This is a genomic window from Aeromicrobium sp. Leaf272, from assembly GCF_001422865.1.
Lineage (GTDB): Bacteria > Actinomycetota > Actinomycetes > Propionibacteriales > Nocardioidaceae > Aeromicrobium.
This window is the reverse complement of sequence record NZ_LMMY01000009.1, coordinates 286680-298827: the sequence shown is the minus strand read 5'-3', so window position 1 is coordinate 298827 and position 12148 is coordinate 286680. Positions and strand designations below refer to the sequence as shown.

15 protein-coding genes, 1 pseudogene and 1 riboswitch are annotated in these 12148 nt (G+C 72.1%); of the genes and pseudogenes, 11 read left to right on the top strand and 5 right to left on the bottom strand.

Annotation, left to right across the window (positions count from 1 at the left end):
• Both ASF38_RS18645 and ASF38_RS03000 read right to left on the bottom strand, forming a co-directional pair.
• Nucleotides 1-628: trehalose-6-phosphate synthase (locus ASF38_RS18645; protein WP_235497362.1), on the bottom strand; the 628-nt coding region annotated here is incomplete at its 3' end.
• Nucleotides 629-718: 90 nt separating this feature from the next.
• Nucleotides 719-1795, bottom strand: a complete 1077-nt coding sequence (locus tag ASF38_RS03000) for a Gfo/Idh/MocA family protein (RefSeq protein ID WP_082480308.1) — start codon at nucleotides 1793-1795, stop codon at nucleotides 719-721.
• Nucleotides 1796-1869: 74 nt separating this feature from the next.
• Between ASF38_RS03000 and ASF38_RS02995 the strand changes: the two genes are divergently transcribed.
• Genes ASF38_RS02995 through ASF38_RS02980 form a run of 4 tightly spaced genes read left to right on the top strand, consistent with a single transcriptional unit; the run spans nucleotide 1870 to nucleotide 4064 of the window.
• The gene (locus tag ASF38_RS02995; RefSeq protein ID WP_055963545.1) at nucleotides 1870-2166 is read left to right on the top strand and encodes a DUF3263 domain-containing protein; all 297 of its coding nucleotides are present in this window, start codon (nucleotides 1870-1872) and stop codon (nucleotides 2164-2166) included.
• Nucleotides 2167-2179: 13 nt separating this feature from the next.
• The gene (locus ASF38_RS02990) at nucleotides 2180-2746 is read left to right on the top strand and encodes a LytR C-terminal domain-containing protein (RefSeq protein ID WP_056573534.1); all 567 of its coding nucleotides are present in this window, start codon (nucleotides 2180-2182) and stop codon (nucleotides 2744-2746) included.
• A gap of 30 nt (nucleotides 2747-2776) precedes the next feature.
• Nucleotides 2777-3592: a trehalose-phosphatase gene (otsB, locus tag ASF38_RS02985; protein ID WP_055963551.1), complete on the top strand. Its 816-nt coding sequence runs from the start codon at nucleotides 2777-2779 to the stop codon at nucleotides 3590-3592.
• Between the two features lie 10 nt (nucleotides 3593-3602).
• Entirely contained in the window at nucleotides 3603-4064 is a 462-nt protein-coding gene (locus ASF38_RS02980) for a hypothetical protein (RefSeq protein ID WP_235497361.1), read from the top strand.
• Between the two features lie 7 nt (nucleotides 4065-4071).
• Here the strand turns inward: ASF38_RS02980 and ASF38_RS02975 are convergent, their stop codons facing one another.
• Complete coding sequence (locus ASF38_RS02975; RefSeq protein WP_082480305.1) at nucleotides 4072-5544, bottom strand: MFS transporter; 1473 nt, start codon at nucleotides 5542-5544, stop codon at nucleotides 4072-4074.
• A gap of 91 nt (nucleotides 5545-5635) precedes the next feature.
• Between ASF38_RS02975 and ASF38_RS02970 the strand changes: the two genes are divergently transcribed.
• Nucleotides 5636-6220 carry a TetR/AcrR family transcriptional regulator gene (locus ASF38_RS02970; RefSeq protein WP_055963558.1) on the top strand — a complete coding sequence of 195 codons (585 nt, stop codon included), beginning with the start codon at nucleotides 5636-5638 and terminating at the stop codon, nucleotides 6218-6220.
• Between the two features lie 51 nt (nucleotides 6221-6271).
• Here ASF38_RS02970 and ASF38_RS02965 read toward each other — a convergent pair whose 3' ends face one another.
• Nucleotides 6272-6646: a hypothetical protein gene (locus tag ASF38_RS02965; protein WP_156366759.1), complete on the bottom strand. Its 375-nt coding sequence runs from the start codon at nucleotides 6644-6646 to the stop codon at nucleotides 6272-6274.
• Between the two features lie 217 nt (nucleotides 6647-6863).
• A riboswitch (SAM riboswitch) is annotated at nucleotides 6864-6989 on the top strand.
• Between the two features lie 16 nt (nucleotides 6990-7005).
• Between ASF38_RS02965 and thrC the strand changes: the two genes are divergently transcribed.
• Both thrC and ASF38_RS02955 read left to right on the top strand, forming a co-directional pair.
• Nucleotides 7006-8313 carry a threonine synthase gene (thrC, locus tag ASF38_RS02960; protein WP_369797003.1) on the top strand — a complete coding sequence of 436 codons (1308 nt, stop codon included), beginning with the start codon at nucleotides 7006-7008 and terminating at the stop codon, nucleotides 8311-8313.
• A 48-nt stretch (nucleotides 8314-8361) separates the two neighbouring features.
• A complete protein-coding gene (locus ASF38_RS02955) occupies nucleotides 8362-8643 on the top strand; it encodes a ubiquitin-like small modifier protein 1 (RefSeq protein WP_055963564.1) in 282 nt (93 codons plus the stop codon).
• A 142-nt stretch (nucleotides 8644-8785) separates the two neighbouring features.
• Here the strand turns inward: ASF38_RS02955 and ASF38_RS02950 are convergent, their stop codons facing one another.
• Complete coding sequence (locus ASF38_RS02950) at nucleotides 8786-9190, bottom strand: DUF4870 domain-containing protein (protein ID WP_055963566.1); 405 nt, start codon at nucleotides 9188-9190, stop codon at nucleotides 8786-8788.
• Nucleotides 9191-9451: 261 nt separating this feature from the next.
• Between ASF38_RS02950 and ASF38_RS02945 the strand changes: the two genes are divergently transcribed.
• From ASF38_RS02945 to ASF38_RS17790, 4 genes and pseudogenes are all read left to right on the top strand, one after another.
• On the top strand, nucleotides 9452-9652 hold the full coding sequence (locus ASF38_RS02945) for a cold shock domain-containing protein (RefSeq protein WP_055963570.1): 201 nt from the start codon (nucleotides 9452-9454) through the stop codon (nucleotides 9650-9652).
• Between the two features lie 130 nt (nucleotides 9653-9782).
• Nucleotides 9783-11663 carry a hypothetical protein gene (locus ASF38_RS02940; protein WP_156367955.1) on the top strand — a complete coding sequence of 627 codons (1881 nt, stop codon included), beginning with the start codon at nucleotides 9783-9785 and terminating at the stop codon, nucleotides 11661-11663.
• Nucleotides 11660-11896, top strand: coding sequence for a hypothetical protein (locus ASF38_RS02935; protein ID WP_055963573.1), 237 nt, complete (start codon nucleotides 11660-11662; stop codon nucleotides 11894-11896). Before ASF38_RS02940 ends, ASF38_RS02935 begins: the two co-directional genes overlap by 4 nt.
• A pseudogene (locus ASF38_RS17790) lies at nucleotides 11893-12148 on the top strand (hypothetical protein); the annotation flags it as partial. The gene ASF38_RS02935 and the pseudogene ASF38_RS17790, both read left to right, overlap by 4 nt.

Sequence of the window (12148 nt, the reverse complement as noted above, 5' to 3'; positions counted from 1 at the left end):
CGCGCTGCCGCACGAGCCGCACGAAGTTCTGCGCGGCGCCGGGCAGCTGGAAGCCGACGAGGTCGGCACCGAGCAGGCCCTCGAGGATCGAGCGACGCCACGGCAGCTGCTGGAACAGCTCGTTCGGCGGGAACGGGATGTGCAGGAAGAAGCCGATGCGCAGGTCGGGCCGGAGCTCGCGGAGCATCTGCGGCACGAGCTGCAGCTGGTAGTCCTGCACCCACACCACGGCGTTCCTGCGCGCGACCTTCGCGGCCCGCTTGGCGAAGCGCCGGTTCACCTCGACGTAGGAGTCCCACCACTCGCGGTGGAACTCCGGCGGGGCGACGACGTCGTGGTAGAGCGGCCAGAGCGTGCCGTTGGAGAAGCCCTCGTAGTACTCCTCGTACTCCTGGCTCGTGAGGTGCACCGGGACGAGCGTGATGCCGTCGTGCTCGAAGGTCCGCAGCTTCTCGTCGGGAGCGCCGTGCCACCCGATCCAGGCTCCGCCGTTGCGGCGCATCACGGGCTCGAGGGCGGTCACCAGGCCGCCGGGGGAGGTGCGCCAGGTGGTGCTGCCGTCGGGCTGGACCACCCGGTCCACGGGCAACCGGTTGGCGATCACCACGAAGTCCGCCGTTGCCGCCATGGCTCCACCCTAGGCGAGCGGCGGGACCGCGCCCGTCGACCGCGCCGGGCGAGCCGGGTCGGTCAGCGCTGGCCGGTCAGCACTGGCTGGTCACCGATGAGCGTGCGTGCCGATCTGCTCGAGGATCGTGTCCATCAGCTCCTGGATCTGCAGGGTGGCCTCGAGCGGCAGCAGCGCCGACGCGGTCCGTCCGTCCCGCAGGCAGGCCGCGACCTCCTCGGCCTCGTGGGCGTACCCGCGTCCGGTGACGGGCACGTCGATCCGCTCACGCTCGTCCCCGCGCACGAGCGTGAAGGACGTGGGGTGGTGGAAGCGGCCGTCGATCTCGATCCGTCCGTCCGTGCCGGCGATCGAGGCCGTGCTGTCGGACTGGGCGAGCTGCGTCCACGCGATGCTCGAGACGGGCTGGTAGCCACCGGACCCCCGAGCCTCGTGCACCAGCGTGGCCCCTCCCGCCACGTCGAAGCCGCGCGCGTGCAGCGCGCCGGCGGCGGTGACGCTGTGCGGGTGGCCGAGCACCAGGTGGGCGAAGGTGAGCGGGTAGATGCCGATGTCCAGCAGCGCGCTGGCCCCGAGCTCGGGGTCCCACAGGCGCGTGACGCCCGCGTCGGCCGCGAACCCGAGGGCTGCCCTGAGCTCGCCGACCTCTCCGATCGCGCCGGAGTCCACGCGCCGCTTCACCTCGCGGATGACGGGGTTCGTGCGCATCCACATGGCCTCGGCCAGGAACAGGCCCGTCTCGCGTGCGCGGGCGACGAGCTCGCGTCCGCTCGCGACGTCCAGCGTCATGGCCTTCTCGCACAGCACCGGCTTGCCGGCGTCGAGGCACAGCAGCGCGTCCTCGAGGTGGCGGCTGTGCGGGCTCGCGACGTAGACGACGTCGACCTCGGGGTCGGCCACGAGCTCGTCGTAGCTCCCGTACGCGCGGGCCGTCGGCGTGCCGTGCTCGTCGAGGAAGGTCTGGGCCCGCGTCCGGTCGCGCGAGCCCGCGGCTACCACCTCGTGGTCGGGCAGCAGGGCCAGGTCCCGCGCGAAGCTGCCGGCGATGTGTCCGGTGGCGAGGATGCCCCAGCGCAGGGGCCGGTCGGCGGGGACGGCCGCGGCGGCGCGCTGGTCGTTGCTGGGCTGGTCGTTGCTGGGCTGGATGTTGCTGGGGGACTCGGCCATGCCTCCACGCATACCAGAGCAGCAGTCCGCCGAAGCGAATGACACCACTGTCATTCCTGGGTTAGGGTGACGCCATGAGCGCAGTGGAGCAGTCGAGCCACGACCCGGCACGTCCGGGCAGCACGTTGACCGACCGCGACCTCGACATGCTGTCGATGGAGCGGCTGTGGTGGCAGTTCGCCGGGGCCAAGGAGCAGGCCATCCGCGAGAAGTTCGACATGTCCGCCACGCGGTACTACCAGCTGCTGAACGCCCTCATCGACAGCGACGACGCCCTCGCCTTCGACCCGCTGCTGGTCAAGCGTCTGCGTCGTCTGCGTGCTCAGCGCCAGCGCAGTCGCTCGGCGCGCCGCCTCGGCATCGATCTCTGAGTCGCGGTCGCGGGTGTCCGACCACCGCCGCACGGTGACCCGCCGGGCGCTCGTGCTGCCCACCTGGGCGCTCCTCGCGGTCGGCGGGGTGGTCGTGCTGGCAGGAGCCTGGCTCGCCTGGCTCCTGGTCACCGGCCCCGACGACGACGCCCCGGTCGCGTCGGCGAGCTCGAGCCCTGCTGCGTCCGAGCCGTCCGCCACGCCCACGCCGGAGCCCACCGAGACGACCGAGCCGGAGCCCAGCGAGACGCCGGAGCCCGAGCCCACCGAGACCAGCGAGCCCGAGCCCACCGAGCCCGCGGTCGACCGGTCGTCGATCCAGGTCTCCGTCCTCAACGCGTCGCGCACCCAGGGCCTGGCCCGCACGGTGGGCCAGCGGGTCACCGCCGAGGGCTGGACCGTCGGCGCGGTGGGCAACTGGCGCGGCTACTCGGCGGCCAACACCGTGCACTACCCGCAGGGCCGCGAGGCGGAGGCGCGGCAGCTGGCCGACGACCTCGGCATCCAGGCCGTGGCCCCGATCGTCAACGGGATGAGCGGCCAGCGGCTCACGATCGTGCTGGTCGGTCCCGTCTCCTGAGTCGCGCTCCGCGGCTGCGATGATGCTCGGGTGCCCGCGGCAGACCACCCCACGCCCGACGTCCCGGCGTCGCTGCTCGTCGACCCCCGGCAGATCCTGCTCGGACTGGACTTCGACGGCACCCTCTCGCACGTCGTCGACGACCCGACCCGGGCCTTCGCGCACCCCGACGCCGTCACGGCCGTCGCCCGTCTGGGTCACGTGCTGGGGCAGGTCGCGATCGTCACCGGCCGTCCGGTCGAGCAGGCGCTGACCCTCAGCGGGTTCCGTGGGCTCGCGGGCCTCGAGCGGCTCGTGATCTGTGGGCAGTACGGAGCGGAGCGGTGGGACGCCGAGGTCGACGTGCTCGAGCGTCCCGACCGTCCGGACTCGGTGGAGCGGCTGGCGTCGATGCTTCCCCAGTGGCTCGCCGACCACCGCGCAGGGCACGTCCGCATCGAGGACAAGGGCCTGGCGGTCGCGATCCACACGCGGGGCATCGACGCGGACCTGATCCACGAGCTCGAGGGCCCGCTCCGGGCGCTCGCCGCGGACCTGGACCTCGAGGTCGAGCCGGGCCGCCAGGTGCTCGAGCTGCGCGGTCACGCGACCGACAAGGGGGTCGCGCTGCGCGACCTCGTGGAGACGACCGGCCTGCGGAGGGTCGTCTACGTCGGCGACGACCTGGGCGACCTGCCGGCCTTCGAGGCGGTGGAGCACCTGCGCCGCAGCGGTGGCGACGGTGTCCTGGTGGCGTCGGCGTCGGGCGAGCAGGACGCGCTCGTGAGTCGCTCCGACGTGGTGCTGCCCGGACCCGACGGCGTCGCAGCGTGGCTCACGGCCTGGGCCGACGCCCTCGACGCCTGAGTGCTGCGCCGTGAGCATCCCCGGGGAGCGCCTGCCGGTCCACACGCCGTGGACGCGCGTCCGGACGGTGCTGAACTGGGTCAACCTGAGCACCGTGGCCGGCCTCGTGGTCGCGTGGCTGGGCGGCGCCACGATCGAGCGGCACGGGCGCGGCACCTACCTGGCGGGCGGCTACCGATGGCGCTTCCCGGTGGCGAGTGCCTTCACGCTCGGCTCCGTGGTCGTGAGCACCCACGACCACGCCTGGCTGCGCGACCGGCCCCGGCTCCTGCGGCACGAGGACCGGCACGTCACCCAGTACGCCTGGTTGGTCGGTCCGGTCATGGTGCCGCTCTACCTGCTGGCGGCCGGGTTCTCCTGGGTGGTCGCGGGCGACCACTCGTCGTACAACCCGTTCGAGCGGCTCGCGGGCCTGGACGACGGCGGCTACCCGCCCGTGACGACGCGACGTCGGCGTCGGCACGGGCGGTGAGCAGGGCTCAGTCGACGGTCCGGTCCGGCCGGCCCGGGACGAACAGCGCGGCGACGAGCGCCACGCCGACCGCGCCCGCGGCGGCGAGCAGCGACGGACCGATCGCCCCGTCGTAGCCCTGCGGCGAGATCGAGCCGCCGGCTCCCTGGAAGACCGCGACGATGACCGCGATCCCGAGCGCCACGCCGAACTCGCGGACGGTGTTGTTGGCCGAGCTCGCGATCGCGAGGTCGTCGTCGGGCAGTCCGTCGAGCACGGCGGTCGACATGGGGGCGAACGTCAGGCCCATGCCGACGCCGGCCAGGACCAGGGGGACCACCAGGTCGCCGTAGCCCGACCAGCTCTCGACGACCGACGCGAACCACACGAGCGACACGGTCTGCAGGGAGAGCCCGACGACCAGCAGCGACCGGGCGCCCAGGCGGGGGACGAGTGCTCCGGCGATCGGGGCGACCACCATGGGTGCGGCGGTCCAGGGGAGCGTGCGCAGACCGGCCTCGAGCGGGGAGTAGCCCTGCACGACCTGGAGGTACTGCGACAGCAGGAACACGCTGCCGAACATGCCGAGGCTGAACATGAGGCCGATGACGTTCGCCGCGCTGAACGCCCGGCGACGGAACAGGCGGAGCGGGAGGACGGCGTCGTCACCCGGGCGGGTGGATCGGTCGAGCCGTGCGGCCCATGTCAGGTACCCGAGCGCGAGGGCCGAGGCGGCCACGAGGGTGCCGACGACCCCGGCGGAGGACCACCCGTCGTCGTTGCCGTGGACGATGCCCCAGACACCTGCGAAGACCGCACCACCGAGCAGGAACGTGCCGACGACGTCGGGGCGTCCGGGCGCGGAGCTGCGCGACTCCGGGGTGGCGAGCAGGAGCAGCGGCACGGCGACCAGGGCCACGGGCACGTTGATCCAGAAGATGGCCTGCCAGCTGAGCCCCTCGACCACGGCGCCGCCGATCACGGGCCCGACGGCGACACCCAGCCCGGCCACGCCGCTCCAGATGCCGATCGCCGCCGCTCGCGCCGCGGGGGGCACGGCGGCGACGAGGAGCGTGAGCGACAGCGGCACGATCGCCGCGGCGCCGACGCCCTGGAGGGCCCGCGCCGCGATGAGGGCCTCGGCCGACCCGCTCAGCGCGGCGGCCACGGACCCGAGCGTGAAGACGCCGATGCCGGCCAGCATCACGCGTCGTCGTCCGAGGCGGTCGCCCACGGCGGCCAGCGCGAGCATGAACGTCGCGAAGGGCAGCGTGTAGGCGTTCATGAACCATGACAGCTGGGTGTCGGTGGCGCCCAGGTCGGACTGCACGACCGGCAGGGCGCTCGTCATGACCAGGTTGTCGAGGGTGGCCATGAACATCGGCAACGAGGCCGCCGTGAGAGCGAGCGCCGTGCGTCGGCGCGTGGAGGTCGTGGTCGCCGACGGCGTGCCCGTGGGCGGTGGGGCAGAGGCGGGGGAGTCGAGGGTGTCGGTGGTCATGGGAGTGCTCCTGGGGAGGGGACCGAACGTAGAAGGCATCGAATGATTACTTGTGGCCGACTTTAAGTAATCGGGTGATAACCTGTCAACCATGACCCCCCGGATGAGTGCCGACGCCCGCCGCGAGCTCGTGCTCGAGGCCGCCACCCGCGCCTTCGCCCGGACGGGGTACGCCGGGACCAGCACCGACGCGGTGGCCAAGGAGGCCGGCGTCTCGCAGCCCTACGTCGTACGGATCTTCGGCACGAAGCTCGAGCTGTTCGTGGAGGTGTTCGACCGCGCGACCCGTCGCATCATCGACGCCTTCGAGCACGTCATCGCCACGCAGGTGATCGACCCCGACTCCGAGGAGGGCCTCTCGCCGCTCGGCCAGGCCTACGCCGACCTGGTCCTGCGCGACCGCGACGCCCTGCAGCTCATGGTCCACGGGTTCGCCGCCGCGACCGATCCCGAGATCGGGGCGTTCGCGCGGTCGCGCATGACCGAGATCTTCCAGGTCGTCCGCGGCACCGGGATCGACGACGACCGGGCCCGTGACTTCGTGGCCCACGGCATGCTCATCAACGTGATGCTGGCCATCGGCGCCCCGGAGCACGTGACGGGCGACCCCGCGCTGCTGGCCCTCACCGACTGCGTGTTCGGCGACGTCGCCGACTCGCTCACCGAGGCCTCCTAGGCCTGCCGCGGGAACCGGGGTCGGGTCCCGTGCGTCACACGTGCGCCCGGTTCACCGAGGGCCGGGGCCCCCGCGACGCCCCGCTGCCCAGCGCAGGCTGAGCTGCACGTCGGTCAGTCCCTCGAAGCGGGTCTCGACCTCGGCCACGCACACCGCGACGTCGGTGGGGTCGTCGTGCTCGTGGCACTCCGCCGTCGACTCCGAGAGCGTCGGCGGGTGCTCGCTGCTGCCGTCCAGTCGGAACACGCTGAAGCCGTTCTCGGCATCGCCCTCCACGGCCACGATCGTGTGCCCCGGCAGGCGGTGCCGGCTGGACGGCGGGTCGGCGAGGACGGCACTGCTCAGGAGTCCGGCGGTGACGGCGAGCGCCGGCGCAGCCACGAGCGTGGCGGCACGGGTGCGGAGTGGACGGATGGTGAGCGGCATGGTGAAGACCTCCGACGTCGGCACCGGTCGGTCCGGTGCGGTCGACGGGACATGGCCCTCGTGGCCGGCGCGACGCCCGGCTGCGCCGACGGCTGTGGACGACCACGGGCGGCGCGCTCGCCTGCGGCTCGATCTGTGGACGCCCGCTCCGTGGACCGTTGCGTCTCGCATCGCGGACCAATTGGACACATGGTGAGACGCCTGCCTACGCTGGACCTGCTCATCCAGAGGGGTACAGGGACACGGCCCGACGACGCCCCAGCAACCAGCTCCACCGTCCACCCAGGACACCGGAGCCAGGTGCTCATTCCGTCCCGACCAGAGAGGTCGGGAAAGATGACCAGGAGGCTTTCGTGAGCATCACCACCGCCCCGTCCACCACGTCCGCGGCATCCGACGTCGACCAGGCCGAGGTCGCCCAGCGCGGCTCGCTGCGCGACGGCGCCTTCGGGTCCGCCACCGGGCTCGTCTGCCGCGAGTGCGGCGCCACGCGACCTCTCGGCCCGCACTACGCGTGCGACGACTGCTTCGGCCCGCTCGAGGTCGACTACGACTTCGGCACGGTCACGCGCGAGCAGATCGAGAGCGGCCCGCGCAACATCTGGCGCTACAAGGCGCTCCTGCCGGTGCCCGACGACATCGAGTCCAGCCCGAACACCGAGCCCGGCTTCACGCGGCTGCTCGAGGCGCGCAACCTCGCCGCCGAGCTGGGCCTGACCAGGCTCTGGGTCAAGGACGACAGCACCAACCCCACCAACTCCTTCAAGGACCGCGTCGTCGCGTGCGCCCTGAGCGCCGCCACCGAGCTGGGCGCGAAGGTCTTCGCGTGCCCGTCGACCGGCAACCTCGCGAACGCCGTGGCCGCCGCCGGGGCGCGCGCCGGCATCCGCACCGTCGTGTTCATCCCGAGCAACCTCGAGACGCCCAAGCAGGTGAACTCGGCCGTCTTCACCGACAACCTCGTCGCCGTCGAGGGCAACTACGACGACGTCAACAAGCTCGCGAGCGAGATCGCCGGCGAGGAGGACGGGTGGGCGTTCGTCAACGTCAACGTCCGACCGTTCTACGCCGAGGGCTCCAAGACGCTGGGCTACGAGATCGCCGAGCAGCTGGGCTGGCGCCTGCCCGACCAGATCGTCATCCCGGTGGCCTCCGGCTCGCAGCTGACCAAGGTGCACAAGGCGTTCAAGGAGCTCATCGACCTCGGCCTCGTCGAGGACAAGCCCTACAAGGTCTTCGGCGCCCAGGCGCAGGGCTGCAACCCGGTGGCCACGGCGTTCGCCGAGGGTCATGACGCGATCCGCCCGGTCAAGCCCGACACGATCGCCAAGTCCCTCGCCATCGGCAACCCCGCCGACGGCATCTACGTGCTCGACATCGCGCGGGCCACCGGCGGCGCCGTCGAGCAGGTCAGCGACGACGAGATCCGCGACGCGATCGTGCTGCTGGCGCGTACCGAGGGCATCTTCACCGAGACCGCCGGCGGCACGACGCTGGCCGTCCTGAAGAAGCTCGTCGAGACCGGGCAGCTCGACCCGGACCTCGAGACGGTGTTCATCAACACCGGCCACGGGCTCAAGACCCTCGACGCCGTCTCGGGCCGCGTCGGCCCGGCCGCGACGATCGCCCCCACGTACGACGCGTTCGTCGCCTCCGGCCTCGCCTGAGCCGACGACCGCTCCCGCCCCTCACCCCTCGATCGACTGGAGACCACCGTGTCCGTGTCCGTCCGCATCCCCACCATCCTGCGCAGCTACACCGGCGACTCCTCCAAGGTCGAGGCCGACGGCGCGACGCTCGCCGAGGTGCTCGACTCGCTCGAGTCGTCCTACGCCGGCATCAAGGCCCGCATCGTCGACGAGGACGGCAAGCTCCGCCGCTTCGTCAACGTGTACGTGGCCGAGGAGGACGTGCGCTTCGCCCAGGGCCTCGAGACCCCCGTCAAGGACGGCGCGCAGATCAGCATCATCCCCGCCGTCGCCGGCGGCTGCGCCTGATCCTCGTCCTGCGGGTGGGCAGCCGAACAGGCGCACCGGCGCACGGAGACCTCACGCCCGCACGGGAAGCAACCCGTGCAGACGTGAGGAAGCCGTGCGTGCCGGGCGATTCCCAGGTCGACCTGGGAATCTCCGAGCCGCGTCAGCGGACGAAGCGGGGGGTGAGCGGCGGGTTCCACCACTCGCCGTTGCTGGCGCGCACCGCGCCGACGACGTGCAGCACGACGGCCCAGACGATGACGATCCCGTAGGTGACGAAGCCGATCAGCACCAGCATGAGCGGGAGCGAGAGCAGCAGCAGGATGCCCGTGGTGATCTGGACGTTGAGCGAGTTGGCCGCCTGGCGGCGGGCGTACTCGCCACGGTCCTTGTAGACGAGATAGATCACGAGGGACGCCACGAAGCCGAGGGTGCCTGCGCTCAGCACGAGGGCGGCCGCCGGCACGGCGTGCACGATGACGCCGATGCTGCGCTGGGTGTCGTCGGACAGGGGCTCGCCCTGCCCGGTGCCCTGGCCGGGCGCGGGCTCGTGGGGATAGGCGGTCATGAGAGTCCAGCTCCTCGATCGATGTTCGTGTGCCTCCACTGAAGCACGCCGACCGAGCAGCGCACCCTGTTCCCGGGGTGCGGCCAGGGTGCGGTCAGGGTCGATCGGGGTCCATCCCGAGGGCGGTGTCGCAGGCCGGTCGACGGGCTGGGTGACCAGCGGGTGAACCGCGCTCTTCTGCGCCGCGACCGGCGCGTATAGGCTCGGCGTCAGATCGGTCCGGGCAGGTGGTTCGATCGCGTCACCAGGTGGGAGTTCGTCATGGTGCAGGGCACCGTCAAGTGGTTCAACGCCGACAAGGGCTACGGCTTCATCGAGGTCGAGGGCCAGGGTGACGTCTTCGTCCACTGGTCCAAGATCAAGTCCGACGGCTACAAGACGCTCGAGGACGGCCAGGCGGTCGAGCTCGAGGTGGTCGACGGCCCCAAGGGCCGTGAGGCCCAGGAGGTCGTCGGGCACTGACCCGGTGACGGGCGCCGTCGCTGCCCGTCGTGACCACGCGCACCGGACGCCCGTCGACGTCGAGCGCCCCGGTGTGACGCACCTCATCTGACACTTGCGGTGTCACATGGCGCGCTGACATACTCCCGGAATGTTCCCCGCCATCCTCGTCGCCGCAGAGCCTGCCCCCGTGGGCGGAGCGGCCCTCGACCAGGTCATCGGACTGAGCGTCGGGGCCGGCCTCGTGACCGCGGTCCTCGTCGCCATCGCCTGGGCCCACCGCACCCACCGCATCGAGTGGTTCCAGACCCTCGGTGACCGCCTGCACGAGCGCACCGGCGAGCCCGGCTGGGCGTCCATCCCCTCGCTGTTCGTGGCCAGCTCCCTCGTCGTCGCGCTGCTCGGGTTCCTGTGGGACGTGAGCCTGCACGCCGGTCGCGGACGCGACGAGGGCCCGCTCGCGAACCCCGCCCACTACCTGATCCTCTACGGGCTCTTCGCCCTGTTCATCGCCGGCATGAGCGCGATCGTGTTCCCGCGCGACGGCCAGCGTCCCGGCATCGCGTCGGTGCGGATCACCCGCAGCTGGTACGCCCCCGTCGCCGGCATCTTCATCGCCGCGTGCGGGCTCTACGCCCTCATCGGCTTCCCGCTCGACGACGTGTGGCACCGCCTGTTCGGCCAGGACGTCACGCTCTGGGGCCCGACGCACCTCATGCTGATCGGCGGCGCCGGCCTCTCGACGGCCGGCATCATCCTGCTGCACCGCGAGGCCGAGTTCTCCGAGGAGTGGAAGCGCTCGGCCGACAACCACGGCGCGCGCACGCTGCACAAGCTGACCCTCTCGATGGCGTTCGGCGGCCTCCTCATCGGCCTGTCGGTCTTCCAGGCGGAGTTCGACTTCGGCATCGCGCAGTTCCGCATGGTCTTCGCGCCGCTGATGATCGCTGCGGCCGCCGCACTGACCCTCGTGGCCGCGCGGCTGTACGCCGGTCCGGGCGCGGCCCTGTTCGCGGCGTTCTTCTTCGTCATCACGCGCGGCGTCGTCTCGTTCATCGTGGGCGACGTCTTCGGCCAGGCGTCGCACGTGTTCCCGCTCTACCTCGGCAGCGCCCTGATCATCGAGCTGCTGGCGCTCAGCCGACTGAAGGACAAGCCGCTCGTGTTCGGCGCCGTCGGCGGTCTGCTGATCGGCACGGTCGGCACCGTCATCGAGAAGTTCTGGAACGACGCCGTCTTCCAGTTCCCGTGGCCGCAGGACATCTGGCTCGAGAGCCTGGTGACCGTGGTTCCCGTGGCCCTGGGCGCCGGTCTGTGCGGCGCCCTGTTCGCGATGGGCCTCGACGGCCGCCTGCCGAGCAACCGCTGGGTGGGCCGCTCGATCGTGGTCGGGTCGATCGTCGTCACGTCCGTGGCCGTCGGCAACGGGCTCAACGCCACGGTGCCCGAGAACGCCGAGGCCACGTTCGCCGTCCAGCAGGTCGGCACGGAGGCCCAGCCCGAGATCATGGTCGAGGTCACCACCACCGAGGGCCTCGTCGACGAGAACCCGACGTGGGTGCAGATCACCGCGTGGCAGGGCGGCGGCGCCGGCGTCGTCACGCAGTCGCTGAGGCGCACCGGCCCGGACTCGTGGGAGACCACCGAGCCCATGCCGATCGGCGGCACCTGGAAGACGCTGCTGCGCGTGCAGGACGGCCGCATGCTCACCGCCGCGCCGATCTTCCTGCCGGCCGACGAGGCGCTCGGGGCCGAGGAGGTCCCGGTCGAGTCGCAGATGACCCGCGAGTTCGTCCCGGAGATCGAGATCCTGCAGCGTGAGCGCGAGCTCGACACCTCGCCGTGGATGTGGGGCGTGGCGAACCTCGTGGTCCTGATCTGCAGCCTCGCGATCCTGGCCGGCATCAGCGTGGCCGTGGCGCGCGTCTCCGGGGCCATCGCCCGCGAGGGACGCCGTCGGCGCGACGAGCTGGAGCACGGCCCGGGCGGCGGCTCGGGCCTGGACCAGGGGAGCGGAGCCGGGACGGCGTGACCCCCGACCCGGCGGTCCTCGGGGTCGCCCACGGCGAGGTGCTGTGGGCGCACCACGCCGCCCTCGTCGCGATCCCGGCCTTCGTGCCGGCGATCGTGGTCGTGGGGGTGGTGCTCTACATCGCCCGCAAGGACCGCCAGGACGAGCAGCGCGAACGAGACCTGATCGACCGGGCCTTCGAGCCCGACGCCGGCGAGACCCCCGACGACGGGGAGGAGAGGAACCCGACATGAGGACGACTCCGACCGCGCGGCTGACCGCCGCCCTGGTGACGACCGTGGCTGCCGGGCTGCTGCTCGCCGGGTGCGGAGACCCGGACCCGGGCACGGACGCCCCCAGTGCTGCCCCGAGCAGCGCGAGCGCGTCCCCGTCGGCCGAGGAGAGTGCCGACGTGGGTGCCGATCCTGGCGTGGTCGTCGACGTCACCCTCTCCGCCGACGGCCCGACGCCGCAGGGCGAGCGGGTGGAGGTGGAGGTCGGGGAGC